The sequence below is a fragment of the Polaromonas sp. genome, from assembly GCF_043778355.1.
Lineage (GTDB): Bacteria > Pseudomonadota > Gammaproteobacteria > Burkholderiales > Burkholderiaceae_C > Polaromonas.
In genome coordinates this window covers 67,684-88,782 of record NZ_JAYWHI010000121.1, presented here as the reverse complement: position 1 = coordinate 88,782, position 21,099 = coordinate 67,684, and the positions used below count along the sequence as shown (strand labels likewise).

At 63.6% G+C, this 21,099-nt stretch carries 8 protein-coding genes; 3 read left to right on the top strand and 5 right to left on the bottom strand.

All coding sequences use genetic code 11. The features are described 5' to 3' along the window. Positions 1-92 precede the first annotated feature (92 nt). Both ACH2CW_RS18135 and ACH2CW_RS18130 read left to right on the top strand, forming a co-directional pair. Positions 93-1,385, top strand: coding sequence for a D-amino acid dehydrogenase (locus ACH2CW_RS18135; RefSeq protein ID WP_395060725.1), 1,293 nt, complete (start codon positions 93-95; stop codon positions 1,383-1,385). A gap of 163 nt (positions 1,386-1,548) precedes the next feature. Then, positions 1,549-1,740, top strand: coding sequence for a hypothetical protein (locus tag ACH2CW_RS18130; protein ID WP_395060723.1), 192 nt, complete (start codon positions 1,549-1,551; stop codon positions 1,738-1,740). Between the two features lie 126 nt (positions 1,741-1,866). Here ACH2CW_RS18130 and ACH2CW_RS18125 read toward each other — a convergent pair whose 3' ends face one another. Next, positions 1,867-2,793 (bottom strand): LysR substrate-binding domain-containing protein, encoded by a 927-nt coding sequence (locus ACH2CW_RS18125; RefSeq protein WP_395060721.1) that lies wholly within the window; start codon positions 2,791-2,793, stop codon positions 1,867-1,869. A 137-nt stretch (positions 2,794-2,930) separates the two neighbouring features. On the opposite strand from ACH2CW_RS18125, the gene ACH2CW_RS18120 reads away from it, so the two are divergent. Then, entirely contained in the window at positions 2,931-3,335 is a 405-nt protein-coding gene (locus ACH2CW_RS18120; protein ID WP_395060719.1) for a RidA family protein, read from the top strand. 38 nt (positions 3,336-3,373) lie between these two features. Here ACH2CW_RS18120 and ACH2CW_RS18115 read toward each other — a convergent pair whose 3' ends face one another. From ACH2CW_RS18115 to ACH2CW_RS18100, 4 genes are all read right to left on the bottom strand, one after another. Then, positions 3,374-5,083, bottom strand: a complete 1,710-nt coding sequence (locus ACH2CW_RS18115; protein WP_395060717.1) for a response regulator — start codon at positions 5,081-5,083, stop codon at positions 3,374-3,376. Between the two features lie 28 nt (positions 5,084-5,111). After that, positions 5,112-12,170, bottom strand: coding sequence for a HAMP domain-containing protein (locus ACH2CW_RS18110; protein WP_395060715.1), 7,059 nt, complete (start codon positions 12,168-12,170; stop codon positions 5,112-5,114). Positions 12,171-12,578: 408 nt separating this feature from the next. After that, positions 12,579-20,738, bottom strand: a complete 8,160-nt coding sequence (locus ACH2CW_RS18105) for a GH36-type glycosyl hydrolase domain-containing protein (RefSeq protein WP_395060713.1) — start codon at positions 20,736-20,738, stop codon at positions 12,579-12,581. 4 nt (positions 20,739-20,742) lie between these two features. Continuing rightward, positions 20,743-20,973, bottom strand: coding sequence for a hypothetical protein (locus tag ACH2CW_RS18100; protein WP_395060711.1), 231 nt, complete (start codon positions 20,971-20,973; stop codon positions 20,743-20,745). Between the last annotated feature and the right edge of the window lie 126 nt (positions 20,974-21,099).

Here is a 21,099-nt window from a genome sequence, read left to right as displayed (position 1 = left end):
CAGGTTCCAAACAGAGGGGGTGTATGCCGCGCATGGTGCGTGGTGTGCTTTTCGTCATCTTGACACCCCTGACTTGTTTGGAGATCTGAACCATGACATCGAGCTCAACATCCATCGCAGTGATAGGCGGCGGCATCACCGGCGTCACCACGGCGTATGCCTTGGCAAAGCGCGGCTTTGTCGTCACCCTGTTTGAGAAGAACCGTTACGCGGCGATGGAGACATCGTTTGCCAATGGCGGACAGTTGTCCGCGTCGAATGCCGAGGTGTGGAACCACTGGTCTACCATCGTCAAAGGCATGAAGTGGATGCTCAAAAGCGACGCACCCCTGCTGGTCAACCCCAAGCCTAGCTGGCACAAGCTGAGCTGGTTTGTGGAGTTCATCAGCAACATCCCGCACTATGAGCGCAACACGATCGAATCCACACGCCTGGCCATCGCGGCACGTGAACATTTGTTTACCTGGTCGCAAGCCGAAGGCGTGAATTTCGATTTGAAAAAAGAAGGCATCCTGCACATCTACCGCGATAAAAAAGGTTTTGACCACGCCGGGCAGGTCAGCAGGCTACTTGCCCAAGGCGGCTTGCCGCGCCGTGCAGTGACACCAGCCGAGATGAAAGCCATCGAGCCCACGCTGGCCGGTAATTACTACGGGGGTTACTTCACCGAGAGCGACTCAACTGGCGACATTCACAAGTTTACGAACGGCATGGCGCGAGCCGCTGAGCGCCTGGGTGTGCAGTGCCTGTACGGTCAAGACGTGTTGTCTCTGCACAGTGATGGCACCAAGGCCGAAGTGACCGTGGCTAATAGTGCGGCTGAAGGTGGCTGTCATGCCACGCACCAGTTTGATGGGCTGGTGGTGTGCGCTGGGGTCGAAAGCCGCACCTTTGCCGCTCAACTGGGGGACAGGGTCAACATCTATCCGGTGAAGGGCTATTCCATCACCGTTAACCTGCCCGATGCGCCAAGCCAGGCCGCAGCGCCGACCGTGAGCCTGCTGGACGACGAGACCAAGCTGGTCACCAGCCGTCTAGGCATTGACCGCTTCCGTGTCGCAGGCACGGCTGAATTCAACGGCTACAACAAAGACATTCGCGCTGACCGTATTCGGCCCCTGATCGCCTGGGTAAACCAGTGCTTCCCCGGCATCAACACCCGCCAGGTCGTGCCCTGGGCCGGCTTGCGCCCCATGATGCCCAGCATGATGCCGCGCGTGGGCCGGGGTAAATTAGCCAACGTGTTCTACAACACCGGGCATGGTCATTTGGGCTGGACGCTGTCTGCGGTGACGGCGGACATGGTGGGGGGTGTGGTTCATGGCGCCTTGAAGCCCGGCGTACTCGTGGCCGCAGGCAAGCCCCGACCGGGTTTGCAGGCCTGAGTCTGCGCGCTGCCGGCCCTGTAAGCACTATGCGGCCGCCGGTCTGAACTAAACGATTTCCCTGTACGGTTCGGGCTTCCTCACCGACGGCACGCTGGACGCACAAGGGGCCGATGCCGAGAGCATTTAAAGCCTAGACCTCCATCACAGACGATCAGGTCGCATGATTGAATTGGTCATACGCGCGGGTTCGATTGAACGAAATATTTACAACATAGGTGAACGTCGATACCGGCTCGTCAACGACAGCTTTGGAGCGGTCAGATCACAAATTTTCAAGACCGTAATCGCGGAGATCCGCACCGCCGCCCAGTTGGCAGCGCAGTTCAATCGGATGACTGCTTCGTGGCGATGAGTTCAAGAGTCTGAAATTCCGCTTTGTCGTCGAAAGCAGTCAGAAACTGACTAACGGCAATATTGCAGTGACAATAGCAACCCGAGAAGCGCTGGCAATTTTTCACCGGGAGCCCCACGAGCTTAACTAAGCAGCGTCGCGTGACCCGCGAGGCGCATGCTCCACCATCAACCCAGCCACCCACTCAATAAACACCCGCAGCTTCGCACTGACATGCCGATTCGGCGAAAACGCGATGTACAGCGGCATCGGGTCCAGGCGCCAGCTCTCAAACAACGGCACCAGCTCACCGCTGGCCAGGTGTGCCCTGGCCATGTAGGCCGGTAGCCAGAGAATGCCCAGGCCGGCCAGCCCGGCCGCAAGGTAGGCATTGCCGTCATCAACCGACAGTGCGTAACGCCCTTGTACTTTGATACTTTCGTCACCCAGGTGCATGGCGTACGGCGCTGCCTTGCCGGTGCGGGCCCATAAAAAGCCCACGATGCGGTGGTGCGTGTCCTCCAGCTCTCTGGGGTGCAAGGGTGTGCCGGCCAGCTTCAGGTAGCCAGGCGCAGCGTAGACCCCCAGCTGCAGATCGCCCACGTGGCGGGCCATCAGCGACAGGTCGGTAAGCGCCCCGCCGCGCACAACGCAATCCACCTTGTCGCTGATGATGTCCACCATGCGGTCGCTGACACCCATGTCGAGCTGGATGTCGGGGTACTGCGCAAAAAACGCCGGCAGGGCCGGCACCAGAATCATGCGGGCCAGGGGGCTGGGGACATCCACTCGCAAGCGGCCCCTGGGGGAAGTCGAGGCGCTGGACAGGCTGGTCTCGGCGTCATCCACGTCGGCCAGCATGCGCACCACGCGCTCGTAGTAAGCAGCGCCATCGGCCGTCACATTGACCTTGCGTGTGGTGCGGTTGAGCAGCCTGACGCGCAGCCTTGCTTCCAGTTGTTGCACCAGTTGGGTCACGCTGGTCTTGCTCATGTGGAGTGTTGCGGCCGCTTTGGTAAAGCTGCCGGTTTCCACCACGCGGGCGAAGGCCTGCATTGCATCAAAACGGTCCATCTGCGCTCCAAATACTTCAATGATTGTTTAGATTTTACAAACAGTGATGGACAAGGTTGCCTGTTTATCTGCTGAGTCAGGCGACCTAAAGTGCTTTCTTTATTAACCACGGGTCACATGGACCTTGAAAGCAAACTATGAACCAGCGTAACGCCGTTTTCCCCGCAGGTCGGCATGACCTCTACACGTCCCATGCCTACTCTGCAGCGATCAAATCAGATGATCTCTTGTTCGTGTCCGGTCATGTCGGCAGTCGCAGCGATGGCTCGCCCGAGCCCGACTTTGAAGCGCAGGTTCGTCTGGCATTCACCAATCTGGAGGCGACCCTGCAAGCGGGTGGATGCAAGCTTGACGATATCGTCGACGTAACGACCTTTCATACCGATCCCGAAAAACAGTTCGGCACAGTCATGACGGTTAAAAGCGAAGTCTTCCCCATAGCGCCTTATCCAAATTGGACGGCGGTTGGTGTCAATTGGCTCGCCGGGTTTGATTTCGAGATCAAAGTGATTGCGAGGCTACCCCAGGCAATCGAACGTTGAACTGGCAGCGGAGCGAACGTGAAGGCTTTATTGCGCTGCTAGGCGCTGGCACGGGCTGCGACCGTTGCCAACAGCTCGAAAAGTACGTCCGGATCCACCGGCTTCACCAGATGCTGGTCAAACCCGGCCTCGTCTGATCTGCGCCTGTCATCGGCCTGGCCCCAGCCGGTGCAGGCCACAATCGTTCTCGCGGCGCCGCCGGGCTGGTCGCGGATGTGCCGGCAGGCCTCGTAGCCGTTGAGTTTAGGCATGCCGATGTCAAGCAGCACCACTTGCGGATCGAAGTCGGCGGCCGCATCCACGGCAGCCTGGCCGTCATGCGCCTGTCGCACAAGGTAGCCCATCAGTTCGAGCAGGCTGGCCAGGGTAGCGCATGCGTCCTGGTTGTCGTCGGCGATCAGCACACGCAACTCCTGCGAAGGCATGAAGCGCTCGACCCCCAGGTCTTGAGAAGGCGGTGACGAAACTTCGGGAGACAGTTCCGGCGTCAGTGGCAGGCGCACCTCGAATTCGCTCCCGAGCCCGGAGCCCTCGCTGCGCGCCAGCACCGTACCGCCATGCATCTCGATCAGCCGCTGGGTCAGCGACAGGCCGATGCCCAGGCCGCCGCGCGACCGCGTGAGTGTGGTTTCCACCTGGGAAAACATCTCAAAAACACTTTGCAGCCTGTCACCAGGGATTCCTATGCCTTTGTCTTTCACCGTCACGACCACGTCATTTCCGGCATGTTGCGCAGTCACCTCGATACGCCCGCCGCGGTCCATGTATTTGGCAGCGTTGTTGAGCAGGTTCATGAATGCCTGTGTCAGGCGGGTGCGGTCTGCATACAAGGACAGCCGCTGATCGGGCAATGTCAGCACCAGTTCATGGCCACACTCGTCGATCAGGGGACGGCTGGACTCGACCGCATCGCGCAGAACATCTTCTGTGGTGACCCAGTCGTGACGCAGATCAATCTTGCCCTGGTTGATGCGGCTCACATCCATCAAGTCGTCAATGAGGCGGCTCATGGCCTTGATCTGACGGTCAATCACATCGGTGCCCCATTGCAGTTCCGGCATGGCCTGACCCTTCAGGCGCAGCAGCTGGACTGCATTGCGGACCGGTGCCAGCGGGTTCCGGAGTTCGTGGGCCAGCGTGGCCAAAAATTCGTCCTTGCGGCGATTGGCATCCCGAAGTTCAGCTTCACGCAGCTCCAGGGTGTTGGTGCGCTCGGTGACGCGCCGGTCCAGTGTTTCGTTCAGTTCACGCAGCCGCTCTTCGGCCTTGCGGCGTTCGCCAACTTCCGTCATCAGCGTGCGGTTCGCCGCTTCAAGAGCCCGACCCTTTGAAAAGAGTTCGGCAAACACCGCGACCTTGGACCGCAGCACCGCGGTGTTGACCGGTTTGTGCAGGTAGTCCACCGCACCGGTTCCGTAACCTTCGAGGATGTGCTGGTCTTCGTTGTAATAAGCGGTCAGGAAGATGATGGGCACGCGCGATGTTTTCTTGCGTTCCTTGATGATTTGCGCCAGCTCAAACCCGGTCATGCCCGGCATGCGTACATCCAGCACCAGCACCGCAAATTCTTCGGCCATCAGCGCCAGCAGGGCCTCCTGGCCTGAGTTGGCCCGCACCAGCCGGTAGCCTGGGTCGTCAAGGATGGATTCCAGCACGGTCAGGTTTTTCGGCTCGTCGTCGACGATCAGGATATTGACCTGATCGATCAGCGCCGGGGCCGGTGCAGGCGGGAAGGTAAGGCTTTTCACATCAGACCTGGGCAGGTTAAGGGGTAGATCAACGGAACAGCCAGACCCGCATCAGGGACAGCAATTGGTTGGTATTGACGGGCTTGGCAATGTAGTCGCTGGCACCCGCGTCCAGGCACTTCTCGCGGTCACCCTTCATGGCTTTTGCGGTCAGCGCCAGGATGGGCAAGGTGCGGAACTGCGGGTCCTTGCGGATCTCGCGCATGGTTTCATAGCCGTCCATCTCCGGCATCATGATATCCATCAGCACCATGACGATGTCGGGCGTGCTCTTGATGATGTCGATGGCTTGCCGGCCATTGGTGGCGCTGACCACGTCCACTTCGTGGTTTTCCAGCACCGAGGTCAGCGCAAAGATGTTGCGCGCATCGTCGTCGACCACCAGCACCTTGCGGCCGCGCAGGACCTCGGCCGAGTTGTGCAGCCGCTCCAGCATTTCCTGCTTTTGTTCCGGCAGGCCCGTCACCACACGGTGCAGGAACAGCGCGGTTTCGTCCAGCAGCCGTTCCGGCGAGCGCACATCCTTGAGGACAATGCTTTTGGCCATCGAATGCAGGCGCGCCTGCTCCTCCCGGCTCAGGTCCTTCCCGGTGAAAACAACCACCGGCACAGCTGCCAGGTCCGGGTCGGCATGAACTTTTTCAAGCAGTTCGAAACCGGTCATGTCAGGCAGGCGAAGGTCGAGCACGATGCAGTCGAAGGGCTCTTTTTTCATGGCTGTCAGCGCCTCATCGCCGCTGCCAGCAGCCACGATGTCGATATCGTCATGGCCAAGCAGCTCCAGTACGGCGTTGCGCTCGATGTCGTTGTCTTCGACCACCAGCAGGCGTTTGGTGCGCGGCGCGGTGAATTCCTTGATGCGGTCGAAGGCTGCCTCCAGGCTGGTCGTCGTCGGTTCCTTGACAAGGTAGGCAAACGCGCCGCGCGACAAGCCGTGCTGACGCTCTTCCTCCAGGGTCACAATCTGCACCGGAATATGCCGCGTTGCCGGGTCGAGCTTGAGCTGGTTGAGCACGGTCCAGCCCAGCATGTCGGGCAGGAAAATGTCCAGCGAAATCGCAGCCGGCCGGTACTGGCGTGCCAGCACCAGGCCGTGAGCGCCGCGGGTCGCGACGATGCCCTTGAAACCCTTGTCCCTGGCCAGGCCAAGCAGGATGCGGGCATAGTGCGGGTCATCTTCGATGATCAGCAGCGCCGGCTCGCCAGTAGCGATGCTGTCGCGGTCGTCGGCGATGGTTTCCTCGCGGGCCACCGGCAGCGCAACGACCGAACGCGTGGCGTCTGCCACCTGCTCCGTGGTCTGCAGTACCGCACCGTCCGAGCCCACGTAGTGCAGCGGCAGGTAAAGCGTGAAACAGCTGCCCTTGCCATGCACGCTGCTCAGACGGATCTCGCCGCCCAGCAGCGCGGCCAGTTCGCGGCTGATCGCCAGGCCCAGGCCGGTGCCGCCGTATTTGCGCGAGGTACCCGCATCTGCCTGCTGGAAAGCCTCGAAGATCAGGCGCTGCTTTTCAGGCGCGACACCAATGCCGGTGTCCTCGACGGCGAAAGCCACCACCTGCTGCGCCTGGCTCAGTACCGGGTGTTCGGCGCTCCAGCCTTCGGTGGCAATGCCGACGCGGACTTCCACCTGGCCCTGTGCCGTGAACTTGACGGCGTTGGACAGCAGATTCTTGAGCACCTGCTGCAGACGCTTCGGGTCGCTGTCCATGGACCGCGGCAAGTCGTCCGCAAAGCGGATGTGGAAGGGCAGGTTCTTTGCCTCGGCCACATGCCGGAAGTTGCGGTCGATGTTGTCGCGCAGGTCGGCGAACGGAATTTCCTCCACCTCCACCGTGACCGTACCCGACTCGATCTTGGAGAGGTCAAGAATGTCGTTGATCAGGTGCAGCAGGTCACTGCCGGATGAGTTGATATTGCGCGAAAACTCCACCTGTTTGGGCGACAAGGTACCGGGAGAATTTTCTGCCAGTTGCTGGCTCAGGATCAGGATGGAGTTAAGCGGCGTGCGCAGCTCATGCGACATGTTGGCCAGGAACTCCGATTTGTACTTGGAGGTCAGGGCCAGCTCCGATGCCTTTTCTTCAAGCGCTCCGCGGGCCTGCTCGACCTCGCGGTTCTTGCGCTCGACCTCTTCGTTCTGCTCGGCCAGCAGGCGCGCCTTGGTTCCCAGTTCTTCGTTGGTTTGCTGCAGTTCGCTTTGCCGGGACTGCAACTCGACAGTGAGCTGCTGCGACTGGGTCAGCAAGCCCTCGGTGCGCATGGTCGCCTCAATCGTGTTGAACACCGCGCCGATATTGAGCGCAAGCTGGTCCAGGAAGTTGAGGTTGACCGCCGTGAACGGGTCCAGCGAGGCCAACTCGATCACGGCCTTGGTCTCGTTTTCAAACAGCACGGGCAGCACCACCACACTGACCCGCCGGGCTTCGCCGAGACTGGAGCTGATGTTGACAAAGTCCGGAGGCGCGTTGGTCAGCAGAATTCGCCGTTTCTCAACCGCACATTGCCCCACCAGCCCTTCGCCCAGCTTGATGCTGGGGGCCAGCTTGACGTTGCCGGCCTGGGCGTAGCTGGACAGCAGGTTCATGTCGGCGTCTGCCTCGTCACCACTCCAGTGGTACACCGTGCCTTGGTGAGCGTTGACCAGCGGAGCCAGCTCGGACAGTAGCATCCGGCCGACGGTGTTGAGCTCGCGCTGGCCCTGCAGCATGCCGGTGAAACGCGCCAGGTTGGTCTTGAGCCAGTCCTGCTCGCGGTTACTTTCAGTGGTCTCGCGCAGGTTCGAGATCATGGTGTTGATGTTGTCCTTGAGCTCGGACACCTCGCCCTTGGCGTCAACCTGGATGGAGCGCGTCAGGTCGCCCTTGGTCACGGCTGTGGCCACCTCGGCAATCGCGCGCACCTGGGTGGTCAGGTTGGCGGCCAGCAGGTTGACGTTGCCGGTCAGGTCTTTCCAGGTTCCTGCTGCGCCGGGCACGTTGGCCTGGCCGCCGAGTCGGCCGTCGACGCCGACTTCACGCGCCACGTTGGTCACCTGGTCGGCGAAGATCGCCAGGGTGTCGGTCATGCCGTTGATGGTGTCGGCCAGCGCCGCCACCTCGCCCTTGGCCTGCACCGTCAGGCGCTGCGTCAGGTTGCCGTCGGCCACGGCCGTCACCACTTTCACGATACCGCGCACCTGTTCGGTCAGGTTCGAGGCCATGAAGTTGACGTTGTCGGTCAAGTCCTTCCAGGTGCCGCCCACGCCGCTGACCTGCGCCTGACCGCCGAGCTTGCCTTCGGTGCCGACCTCACGCGCCACCCGCGTGACCTCGCCGGCAAAGGAGTTGAGCTGGTCCACCATGGTGTTGATGGTGTTTTTGAGTTCCAGGATTTCGCCCTTGACGTCCACCGTGATCTTGCGGTTCAGGTCGCCCCGCGCCACCGCCGTGGTCACCTCGGCAATATTGCGTACCTGGGAAGTCAGGTTGGCGCCCATGGTGTTGACCGAGTCGGTCAGGTCTTTCCAGGTGCCGGCCACGCCGGGCACCACAGCCTGCACGCCAAGCCGGCCTTCGGTGCCGACCTCGCGCGCCACCCGTGTGACCTCAGAGGCGAAGGAGCGCAACTGCTCCACCATGGTGTTGATGGTTTCCTTGAGCTGCAGAATTTCACCACGCACGTCCACCGTGATCTTCTTGGACAGGTCGCCGTTGGCCACCGCAATCGTCACCTCGGCGATGTTGCGCACCTGGCCGGTCAGGTTGGACGCCATGGAGTTGACGGTGTCGGTCAAATCTTTCCAGGTGCCGGCCACACCGGGCACGGCGGCCTGGCCGCCGAGTTTGCCCTCGGTGCCGACCTCACGCGCCACGCGGGTCACTTCCGAGGCAAAGGCCGACAACTGGTCGACCATGGTGTTGATGGTTTCCTTGAGCTGCAGGATCTCGCCCTTCACGTCCACCGTGATCTTGCGGCCCAGGTCGCCGCGGGCAATCGCGGTCGCCACGTCGGCAATGTTGCGGACCTGGCCGGTCAGGTTGTCGGCCATGGAGTTGACGTTGTCGGTCAAGTCCTTCCAGGTGCCGGCGACGCCGGGCACCTGCGCCTGGCCGCCGAGTTTGCCGTCGGTGCCGACCTCACGCGCCACCCGGCTGACCTCGGCCGCGAAGGAGCGCAGCTGGTCCACCATGGTGTTGATGGTTTCCTTGAGTTCGAGGATCTCGCCCTGCACGTCCACCGTGATCTTTTTGGACAGGTCGCCATTGGCCACCGCAATCGTCACTTCGGCAATGTTGCGCACCTGACCGGTCAGGTTGGAGGCCATGGAGTTGACGTTGTCGGTCAAGTCCTTCCAGGTGCCGGCCACGCCTTCCACCGCCGCCTGGCCGCCGAGTTTGCCGTCGGTACCGACCTCGCGCGCCACCCGGCTGACCTCGCCGGCAAAGGCATTGAGCTGGTCCACCATGGTGTTCATGGTCTGCTTGAGCTGAAGAATTTCGCCTTTGACCTCCACCGTGATCTTGCGCGACAAATCGCCGCGCGCAATCGCGGTCGCCACGTCGGCGATGTTGCGGACCTGGCCGGTCAGATTCGATGCCATGAAGTTGACGTTGTCGGTCAAATCCTTCCAGGTACCGGCCACACCGGGCACCTCGGCCTGGCCGCCCAGACGACCTTCGGTACCGACCTCGCGCGCCACCCGCGTCACTTCTGACGCGAAGCCGTTGAGCTGGTCCACCATGGTGTTGATGGTGTTCTTCAGCTCCAGAATCTCGCCCTTGACCTCCACCGTGATCTTGCGCGACAAATCGCCGCGCGCCACGGCCGTGGTCACGTCGGCAATGTTGCGCACCTGGCCGGTCAGGTTGTTGGCCATGGAGTTGACGTTGTCGGTCAAATCCTTCCAGGTTCCTGCGACACCGCGCACCTGGGCCTGGCCGCCCAGTTTGCCGTCGGTGCCAACCTCGCGCGCGACGCGGGTTACCTCCGAGGCGAAGCCGTTGAGCTGGTCCACCATGGTGTTCAAGGTGTTCTTGAGTTCAAGGATTTCACCCTTGACGTCCACCGTGATTTTCTTGGACAGGTCACCGTTGGCCACGGCGGTCGCCACGTCGGCAATGTTGCGCACCTGGGCCGTCAGGTTGGACGCCATCGAGTTGACGTTGTCGGTCAAATCCTTCCAGGTGCCGGCCACGCCCAGCACCTGCGCCTGGCCGCCCAGCGCGCCTTCGGTACCGACCTCACGGGCCACCCGGCTGACCTCGCCGGCAAAACCGTTGAGCTGGTCCACCATGGTGTTGATGGTGTTCTTGAGTTCCAGAATTTCGCCGCGCACGTCGGCGGTGATTTTTTTGGAGAGGTCGCCGCGCGCTACGGCGGTGGTCACCTCGGCAATGTTGCGGACCTGACCGGTCAGGTTGGAGGCCATGAAGTTGACCGAGTCGGTCAAATCTTTCCAGGTGCCAGCGACGCCGGGCACCGCCGCCTGGCCGCCCAGCTTGCCTTCGGTGCCCACCTCCCGCGCCACCCGCGTGACCTCGGACGCGAAGCCGTTGAGCTGGTCCACCATGGTGTTGATGGTGTTTTTGAGTTCGAGAATCTCGCCCTTGACGTCCACCGTGATGGTCTTGGACAAGTCGCCGTTGGCCACAGCAGTGGTCACCTCGGCGATGTTGCGGACCTGACCGGTCAGGTTGGACGCCATGAAATTGACGTTGTCGGTCAAATCTTTCCAGGTGCCGGCGACGCCGGGCACCGCCGCCTGGCCGCCGAGTTTGCCTTCGGTGCCGACCTCGCGCGCGACGCGGGTCACCTCCGAGGCAAAACCATTGAGCTGGTCCACCATGGTGTTGATGGTTTCCTTGAGCGCCAGGATCTCGCCCTTGACCTCCACCGTGATCTTGGACGACAAGTCGCCCTTGGCAATGGCGGTTGCCACGCCCGCGATGTTGCGAACCTGCCCGGTCAGATTCGAGGCCATCGAGTTGACCGAGTCGGTCAGGTCTTTCCAGGTGCCGGCGATGCCGGGCACCTGGGCCTGGCCGCCCAGCTTGCCTTCGGTACCGACTTCCCGCGCCACCCGCGTCACTTCGGAGGAGAAGCCGTTGAGCTGGTCCACCATGGTGTTGATGGTTTCCTTGAGCTCGAGAATCTCGCCCTTGACGTCCACCGTGATCTTGCGGCTCAGGTCGCCGCGCGCCACGGCCGTGGTCACGGTGGCGATGTTGCGCACCTGCGATGTCAGGTTGTTGGCCATGGAGTTGACCGAATCGGTCAAATCCTTCCAGGTCCCGGCCACTCCGGGCACCACCGCCTGGCCGCCAAGCCGGCCGTCAGTGCCCACCTCGCGCGCCACCCGCGTGACCTCGGAGGCGAAGGAGCGCAGCTGGTCGACCATGGTGTTGGTCGCTTCTTTGAGTTGGAGGATCTCGCCGCGCACGTCCACCGTGATCTTTTTGGACAGGTCGCCGTTGGCCACGGCAATCGTCACATCGGCAATGTTGCGCACCTGCGCGGTCAGGTTGCCGGCCATCTGGTTGACCGAGTCGGTCAGGTCTTTCCAGACGCCAGACACACCCTTGACCTGGGCCTGCCCGCCCAGCTTGCCTTCGGTGCCGACTTCGCGGGCCACCCGTGTCACTTCGGAGGTGAACACCGACAACTGCTCGATCATCGAGTTGACCAGCTTGGCCGACCGCAGGAACTCGCCCTTGAGTGCGCGGCCATCAACCTGCAGGTCCATCGACTGGCCGAGATCGCCTTTGGCGACGGCACCAATGGTGCGGGCAATGTCGGTGGTCGGACGCACCAGATCGTCCATCAATGTATTGAGGGACTGGACCTGGTCGGCCCAGCCGCCAATCGCGCCCGGCGCGGACATGCGCTGCGACAACCGTCCTTCCTTGCCCACGGTGGTGCGTACGCGCTCTGCTTCCGAGGTGACGTGCCCGGCGTTTCGAATCGCCTGGTTGAAGGCTTCTGCAATCCGTCCGTCGGTACCCGACCAGTCGGAAGGTAGCCGGGCCTGGAAATCACCGTCGGAAAAAGCCATCATCGCGGCCAGAATCTGGCGCGACCGCGCTTCGGCCAGGATGGCGTCCGGCATCGGCAGGGCGGGTGATGATGCAGTTTCAGATGCAGCAGGGCTCTTTCTGGAAGGACGGGGAACCGTCTTGGCCTGGTTTTTTTTGCGGCTGCTTGTTTCTAAGGCCTGGTCCATGGTGCCTGTCACTCTCTACTAGGTTGGCAAGAAGGGCGGTGTGCGCTACCGCACATATTTTGTATCAGCCCCAGAGTGTCTCTGCCCCAGCCTGATTTGTTTGTAGGACGGGTCTGACATGGGGGCGCTCCCCGGTGTGCCTGGCAGATATTGAAAGTCGTCGGTGATCCACATGTGGCCCCTGCGCCACAGCCTGGCCACGGCCAGCCGTCGGTCGCCCCGCAGGTTTGAGGGTGAAATATGCTCTCAACCCTTGTCTGGTGTACGCGATCCGCTATTTAATTGATAGCGATTTCAAGCTGGCGGGCCGGGCGAGGCCTCGCGCACCAGCAACAGGGCTTGCGCCGGCAGTTCCGCAAGCCGCAGCACCTCGCCTGGCGCGATGACCCGATCTGGCTTGAAGCCTTCATCCGGCGCCAGCGCGGCGTGCTGCCAGCGCAATCTCACCACCTGCCCGCCGTCCAGTCTCAGAGTGACCTCGAACGCAGGCCAGTGCGCCGGCACACAGGGGGTGAGCGACAGCTTGCCCTGACGCACGGACAAGCCCAGCAGTGTTTCCAGCGACGCTCGGTGCAACCAGGCAGCCGATCCGGTGTACCAGCTCCAGCCGCCGCGACCCACATAAGGCGGCGAGCCGTAAATGTCGCCAGCCATCACATACGGTTCGAGCTGGTAGGCCGGGCCGCGTGTGGGATGCTGGCTGCGGTGGGCCGGGCTCAAGGCCTGGAAGCTTTCCCAGGCGGCTTCAGTGTCGCCGGTTTGCGCCTGCGCCATCAGGGCCCAGACCCCGGCATGGGCGTACTGGCCGCCGTTTTCCCGCACGCCGGGCGGGTAGGCCTGGATGTAGCCGGGGTTGTTGACCGAATTTTGTAGCGGCGGGGTCAGCAGGCGCAGCAGGCCGGCGTCGCTGTCCACCAGTTGGTCGTTCATGGCCTGCATGGCGGGCACGGTGAATGGGTCAGAGGATGCGCCGGAAAGCACCGCCCAGGCCTGCGCAATCAGGTCGATGCGGCATTCGTCGTTTTGCGACGAACCCAGCGGCGCGCCGTTGTCAAAAAAGGCGCGGCGGAACCAGGCGCCGTCCCAGCCGTGGCTGTGCAGCGCGCTGATCCAGCCCGCGCGTGCGTTCAGCCACTTCTGCGCGCGCGCGCTTTCGCCTCTGGCCTGGGCCAGTGGCGCAAATTTTTCCACCACGGCGCAGAGGAACCAGGCCAGCCAGACCGATTCGCCCTTGCCTTCGTGGCCCACGCGGTTCATGCCGTCGTTCCAGTCCCCGGTGCCCATCAGCGGCAGGCCGTGTGCGCCGGTGGGCAGGCTGCGGTCGATGGCGCGCGCGCCGTGTTCAAACACGGAGGCGGTCTGATCGCTGATCTGCGGTGCGTAGTAGGCGTCTTCAGCACCCTCCGGGATGGGCGCACCGTCGATAAAGGCCACCTCCTCGTCGAGCAGCGTGGCGTCGCCGGTGACGTCCAGGTAATGTGCGACGGCAAAAGGCAGCCACAACAGGTCGTCGGAAAAATGTGTGCGCACCCCTTCGCCGCCGGGCGCGTGCCACCAGTGCTGCACATCGCCTTCGGGGAACTGACGCGAGGCGTTGAGCACAATCTGGTCGCGCAGGCGGCGCGGGTCAACCAGCGCAAACGCCATCGTGTCCTGCAATTGGTCGCGAAAACCGAAGGCCCCGCCGGCCTGGTAGAAGCCGGCCTTGGACCACAGGCGTGAGCTCAGGGTCTGGTACAGCAACCAGCGGTTGACCAGCGCGTCGAACAGCGGGTCGGGCGTGTGCACCTCGATCTTGCCGAGCAGGCCGGACCAGTAGTGCTTGACGCCGTCCAGCGCTTGCGCGAGGTCGCGGCTCTGCCAGACGCGCGCCAGTTGTTCGGCCTGCGTGGCATCGGGCGCATGGCCCAGCAAAAAGGCGAAGTTCATCTGCTGGCCGGCTTGCAGCGTGAACGTTCCTGCCAGGGCAGCACAGGGGTCCGCCGCATGGCCGGCCTGCTGGCCCAGAACTTCAGGCAGCACCAGGCGCCCGGCCACGTCAAAAAATTCGCTGCGGTCGCAGGTCCACTGCAGCGGGTCGGGCAAACCGGACAGCGACAAAAACGCACTGCTGCCGCCGAACCCGGCGCGGCTTTCGCGCTGCTGCGCCAGCACCGTGGGTTGGTTCGGGGCTTTCCATCCGCGCACGGTGCGGCGCTCCTGGCGCGTGCCGCCCATCTGCCATTCCAGCATCGCCAGCGCGCGCAGATGGCGCGCCTCGCTGCCGTGGTTGTGCAGCCGGATGGCCACCACCTTGACCGCATCGCCGCGGTCCGCGAAAAACGTGGTTTCCAGCGCCAACTCCTCGTGCCGGCAGGTGAACACCGTGTAGCCCTGGCCGTGGCGAATCTCGCAAGGCGACGCCGAGCGGCTTTCAGTGGAAGGAGTCAGTGCCAGCAGTTTGAGCGTGTCGGCGTCCTGCAGCAGGTAGTGCTCGCCCGCGGGGTCCTGCAGCGGGTCGTTGGACCAGGGCGTGAGCTGTTGCATGCGGCTGTTGACGGCCCAGGTATAGCCGGCCCCGGCTTCGGACACCTGAAAGCCGAAGGACGGGTTGGCAATCACGTTGATCCAGGGCCGCGTTGGCCTGTGCCGGCTGTCCACGGTGAAGCGGAACTCGCCGCTGGCGGCATCGAATTGGCCGACGGGCGTCTGGGTGGCGGCAAGCGGCGCGGTCGACGGGTCGGCCAGTGCGGCACTCGGCGCCGGCAGGCTCGCCGGCACGGCACGGCGGCGCAGGCCGGTGGCGCCCTGCAGGGCCGCAAGCTGCTGCTCCAGCGGACGACCGTCGGCGACAAAAATGAAACGCGCCAGACCGGCGAGCACGGCTTTTTCCGAGGCAGCGATTTCGTGATCGCGCAGCAGGAAAAAGCCCCCGGCGTCGTTGCGCGGGAAGCTGTTTTCCGACTGCTGGTGCATGCGGTCGCGCAGGGCAAGAATGTCACGCTGCAAGGGCATCAGGTAGGAGTTGACCTCGCTGTTGACAATGACCACGTCCACCGCCAGCCCGCCGAAACTCCACAGCGGCTGGGCGCGCAGCAGCGCATCGACCAGCGCCAGGCCAATGCTCGAGTGGATGCGCACCAGCACGATGGGTTTGTCGCCAGACAGGCCGAAGCGCCAGAGCTGGCGCTGGTCCAGCAGGGCGCGTTCTGTCTGCGGCCGTGTGGCGGTGTACATCAGCGCGGTGTTGATGTCCTGCAGCGCTGCGTTGCGCTCGGGCGCGACGCCCAGATCGCGCAGTCGAACCTGTGCCAATGTGGCCGCCATGCGTGTGGCGCGCTCGACGTGCATGGGTTGCAGGTATTTGTCGATGCGGGCGATCAGCTCTTCGCTGCTTTCGGCGGCTGCGGTCGCAAAACTCAGGCGCGCCATGCCACCGGCGGCAATCCGAACACGCACGCGCAGGCCGGCGACCGGGTCCAGCCCGTTTGACGGTGTCTCATCCGACTGGGTGGACTGCGCCAGCAGCGCCGGCTGGGCCGCGAGCCGGTTGCGACCGAGGAAGGCGCGGCGATCCGTGATGCAGTGAACCGAGCGCACGTCGGCGTCCGCCGCTGCCAGAAAATGTGCAACGGCCATGGCCGGATCACCCTGCAGCCGCGGTTTGCGTGTCAGCAGCAGGGCGCGCCAGGGCGCGTGCCAGCGGGTGGCGATGAACAGGTTGGAGAAGGCCGGATGCGCCTCGTCGGCGCGCGGGTCAGCCAGCACCGCTTCAAAACAGGACACCACATCGAGCGTGAGCTCGCGCTCCGACGCATTGAGCAAGGTGACGGTGCGCAGCTCGGTGTCGTCTTCGGGGCTGACCAGCACGGTCGTGGTGGCTTCGAGCTCCGGTGACTTGGCCTGGAATTCGACCCGGTCGGCCAGAAAGGTGGCCTGGTAGCGCCAGTCGGGGTGCGGCGCCGGGTGCGAGGTCAGCGACACCACCCGGTCCTGGCCGACAGGGCGCAGGTAGATGAAACTGCCATAGGCATCGCGCAGCAGATCGTCGCGCCAGCGCGTGATGTTTTTACCGCGCCAGCGGCTGACCCCCGCGCCGTTGGCGCGCAGTGCCACGCTGTAGGCGCCGTTGGACAGCAGTTGCGTGGGCTGCCAGCCTGAGGCTGCGGGATCGAGCTCGCGCGCGTGGTACAGCGCATCTTCCCGCAGCTCTTCGGGCTCGGGCAGGCTGCGCGGGTCGGCGCTTTCGATGATCTGGCGTGGGGTTTTTTCATGCAGCAGCGCGTCATGGGCCTGGATCAACGGGGCCGAGGAAAACCAGCGGCGCGGCGCCTCTTTGCACAGCACATTGCACAGCGCCACCAGTGACATGCCCTGGTGGTGCGCCATGAAGGTGTTGACCAGGCTGAAGGCCTGCGCGCCAGGCTGCCGGGCGGTGGTGAAGTCGATGGCGTCCACAAAACCGTAAGCACCGCGTGCCCCCGCCATCTCAAGCTGGCGCAGATTGTCCACGGCTTCGCGCGGCGTGAACATGCAGGCCATCACGCTGGCGTAGGGTGCCACCACCCGGTCCCCAGGCGGGGTCCGGCGCAGCGCCAGGCGCGGCACACCGAACGGTGAGTACTGGTAGGCCAGCGTGTGGTCCTGCCCGAAATACGCCGACTCGGAAACGCCCCAGGGCAGTTGTTGTGCACGGCCAAAGGCCTGCTGCTCCATCACCGCCGCCAGCCCCGAGATATGCAGCAGGCCCTGGTCGGGCTCAGACATGACCAGCGAAGGCATCAGGTACTCAAACATGGAACCCGACCACGATTTGAGGCCGGGTGTGATGCCCACAGTGAGGAAGTTGCGGCCCAGCGCCTGCCAGTGGCGGCGCGGCACGTCGCCCTTGGCGATCGCCAGAAAGCTGGTCAGCCGGGACTCGGATGCCATCAGGTCGTAATAACTGGCATCGAGCGCCTGTTCATGCACACGCAGTCCGATGTGAAAAAGATGGCGCTTGGGGTTGTACAGGCCGCTGAAATCCATGGCCATGCACAGCTGGTCGCAGTACGTCGCCATATTTTCGAGGCGCAGCACATGGTCGGCCGGGGTGTTCTCGCGCGACCCCAGTTGCCTGACGGCCTGCGCCACCGCAAGCAGGTGACCGGCGAAGTTGCCGCTGTCCACGGTAGACACATAGGCCGGTGCCAACACCTCCAGCGTCCGGGTGTCATACCAGTTCAGCAGATGGCCCCGGTGTTTGGGCAGGCGGCGGACCGTGTCCAGCGTCGCTTCCAGGCGGGTGATCAGCTCGGCGGTGCAGATCCATTCGAATTCGCGCGCGCAGGCGACCGCCATCAGGTACATGCCGATGTTGGTCGGTGAAGTGCGGTGCGCAATCGTCGCTTCCGGCTCCATCTGCAGGTTGTCGGGCGGTAAATGATTGTCCGCGGCGGTCACGCAGCGTTCAAAAAACTGCCAGGTCTGACGCGCCAGCTGCTCCAGATAGTCGCGATCATCGTCAGCGAGCACGCTTGATGCGGCGGCGGGAACACTGGCCCACCAGGCCGGCAGGGGCGCTATCGCCCACAGCAGGAACAGCGCGGGCCCAGCCCAGGGGTAAGGGCTCCAGCAGGCGGCCAGTGCCAGCAGCAGGCACAGTGCCGAGCTGGCCGCGTGGTTGCGCAGGAAAGCCGGCAGGCTGTAACGTGCCGACGCCTGGGCCTGCGCAGCCGTGGTCCATTCAAGGAGCTTGCGCCGGCTCACCGCCATGCGCCAGAGCGCCCGCACGATGGCGTCCAGCATCATGGCTGCCTGCGCAAACAGCTGGCTGAACTGCCAGGCGGTGGCAGCCAGCCCGCGCAACACATCGCGCACGCCGACATCGAAAAAATGCAGCCACGCGATGCCGCGCCGTGTCGGCACCAGGCCAGCCAGCGCACCCATCAGCGGCCCGGCCAGCAGCGCCGCCAGTACAAACCCCAGCGCTGTCGCCAGAGGAAGCGCTTGCGTGGCGATGACCCATGCCAGCAGCAACACGCTTGCCGGTGCGATCAGTGATCGCCGCAGGTTGTCCGCCATGCGCCACAGGCCCAGCGCGTCGATGCCGAAGCGTCCAGGACGCAGCATCAGCGGCAGCAACTGCCAGTCGCCGCGTGTCCAGCGGTGCATGCGCGAGGCGGCAACCCCGGCGTGGTGCGGATGGTCTTCCATCAGCACCACGTCGCCGACGTAGCCACAGCGCGCAATGCTGCCTTCCAGCAGGTCGTGGCTCAGCACCGCGCCATCGGGCAGGCGGTTGCCGAGCACGGCGTGCACCGCCTGTACATTCAGCAGCCCCTTGCCGGTAAAACTGCCCATGCCGAACAGGTCCTGGTAGAGGTCGGAGACGCCGCTGCTGTAGGGGTCCAGCCCGCCCTGGCCGGCAAACAGGCTGTGAAAGGGAGAGCGCTCATAAAACGCCGGCAGCGGTGTCACCACGCGCGGCTGCAGGATGCCGTAACCGGCACTCACACTCCGACGCACCGGGTCGATCTGTGGTGTGTTGAGCGGATGTGCGGCAATGGACACCAGGTCGCGCAGCGAACCAGCCGGCAGGCCGGTGTCGCTGTCGAGCGTCAGCACATACCGTATGCCTTCGGCCAGTTGCATGTTCGGGTCCACCGGCGCAAACACCGGGGCGGAGCCTTCGGCGAGTTGCCGCAGCAGCATTTCGAGCTTGCCGCGCTTGCGCTCCCAGCCAATCCAGCGGCCTTCGGTGGCACACCAGGTGCGCGGGCGATGCAACAGCACAAAACGCGGGGGCCCGGACTCGCTGGCCGGGTAGCTGTGGTTCAGTACCCGGATTTTTTCCAGTACGTCGTCCAGCAGCGCCTGGTCGCCGGGCAGGTGTTCGGAGTCGGCATCGGTCCAGTCCGTCAGCAGCGCGAACTGCGCATGGATTTCCCGGCTGGCCAGCCAGTGCAGACTCAAGCGGTGCGCCAGTTCGCTGTTGGACGATGGCGAGGTGAGCATGCACGGAATGACCACCAGCACGCGGTGTTCAGCCGGAATGCCTGCCGTGAAGTCGAGTCGGGCAAGCGGCTGGATACGGGTCGACTCGGCCACCAGCCGGTGAATCAGCGCAGCGACGGCTTCGGAGGCCGGCAAGACCATCAACAGCACCGCCACCCAGGCGATCCAGTCCAGGCTGGACAAATGATGCACAGCGGTATACACGGCCAGTGCGGTCGCGCTGATCCAGACGGCGGCATAGACGGTCAGCCGCCAGGCGCGCCAGTGGCTGGTGACGCGGCGCGGTGTGCTTCCCGGGGTGGCTGGATGCAGTGCCAGCTCCAGTGCCGCACGTCCAGGGCCGATCAGGTGATAACCCGCCGTCTGCGCGACCGCGGGCAGTCCGGCTTGTGTGGCCGCTGTCAGCACAGCCTCGGCGACGGTGCGCTCGGACTGGCCGCTTTGCTGGGCCAGCCTTTCCATGGCCCGCGTGATCTGCTGGCGCGTCATCTCGCTTTCCATGGAGAAACTCGGCAGACGGCGGAGCACCTGCAGGCAGTGGCTGACCGGCTCGATCAATTCCGTCCACTCGACCTGGCCAATCAGCCGCAGCGTGGTGATGATGTTGCTGACCGTGAGGTTGGCCTCGACCTGGGAGGTTTGCGCCTCGCCGATCAGGCCCAGTCCGTCCGCGCAATGGGTTTCGGTCCAGGCGACCAGCGGGGGCTCGGCTTCCACCCGCTCGGCTGGCATGCGTTGCCAGAGCTGCGTCAGGTAGCTGCGCTCCAGGCCGCGGCATGCCATGTAGCTGTGCAACTCGTCGAGGTCCTGTGGGCTCAGGTCATCGGCCGCGTCCCACGCGGCGTGCGCTACTTCCCGCGCCACTTTGTTCCAGGCAATGCGATCGGCCATGCGGCGCAGGTTTTCCAGCAACACCACACGCAGCGTGGTGGGCAGGGCCCACAGCTCGCCCAGCGTCAGTTCGCTGACCTCCTGATAGGCGTTCAGAAAGGCCGTGAACAGTTCGGGGTCCAGCACGCTGTCGGTGTGGGCGACATAAGCCCAGGCGATGCCGTACACACGCGGCAGGCCTTCCAGCGGTTTGTCCGCGAGTTTGGGCAGATCCGCGTAGTAGCGGTGCGGCACGCCTTCCCGGATCTGCTGGAGCTGCGCTTCGATCAGGTGAAAGTTGTCGAGCAGCCATTCAGCGGCGGGGGTGACGTAGTGGCCGCGCCGCGAGGTGATGGCGATGTAGTCATAAGCTTCGCGCAGACCGGTGATGTTTTCCTGCACGCGCGGAAAAAAGGGCGGCCCGTGTGGTCTGCCTTCGCTGGAACGGATAGTCTGCGCTCTGGCCAGGCTGCGACCGTGTTGTTCAAAACGGCGGGCGCCGAACAGTTCGGCGCGTATCGGTTGTTGAATCTCGCCGTGTCGATCAAGAAGTATTTTCCTGGCGTAGGGGGTGAGTGTTTCCAGGCGGTTGATGACGACCGTTTTCACACCCTCATGCCAGCATGATCAGGGCAAGGGCCAGCCCCAGGGTGGCCAGCGCCGCCACCGTGACAATGCGCGGGCTGAGCGCGCCGTGTGCTGACTGCAGCGCTGAATGCACAAAGAAAAAACGGCTGTGCGAACTGGCGCAATGGTTCATGTGGGAAGCCAGTTCCGCAGCGTCTGTAGAAACGGAATCGGCATCGTCGGGTGAAGAATCGGCCCCGAACTTGAAGGTATTCATGATGTAGGCTCCGGCAAAGCCATGGCTAACGCCGCGCAGCGACATACCGGCGTGTTATTCCATGTTGATTTGATGCTAGGCCGCCGTGCCACGCGCCACCATCGGACGGCGCTGGTGTTGACCTAG

Coding starts and splice junctions, on each gene's coding strand:
- ACH2CW_RS18110 (WP_395060715.1), bottom strand. CDS start 12,170: ATGCCGGACGCCATCCTGGCCGAAGCGCGGTCGCGCCAGATTCTGGCC.
- ACH2CW_RS18135 (WP_395060725.1), top strand. CDS start 93: ATGACATCGAGCTCAACATCCATCGCAGTGATAGGCGGCGGCATCACC.
- ACH2CW_RS18125 (WP_395060721.1), bottom strand. CDS start 2,793: ATGGACCGTTTTGATGCAATGCAGGCCTTCGCCCGCGTGGTGGAAACC.
- ACH2CW_RS18100 (WP_395060711.1), bottom strand. CDS start 20,973: ATGAATACCTTCAAGTTCGGGGCCGATTCTTCACCCGACGATGCCGAT.
- ACH2CW_RS18130 (WP_395060723.1), top strand. CDS start 1,549: ATGATTGAATTGGTCATACGCGCGGGTTCGATTGAACGAAATATTTAC.
- ACH2CW_RS18120 (WP_395060719.1), top strand. CDS start 2,931: ATGAACCAGCGTAACGCCGTTTTCCCCGCAGGTCGGCATGACCTCTAC.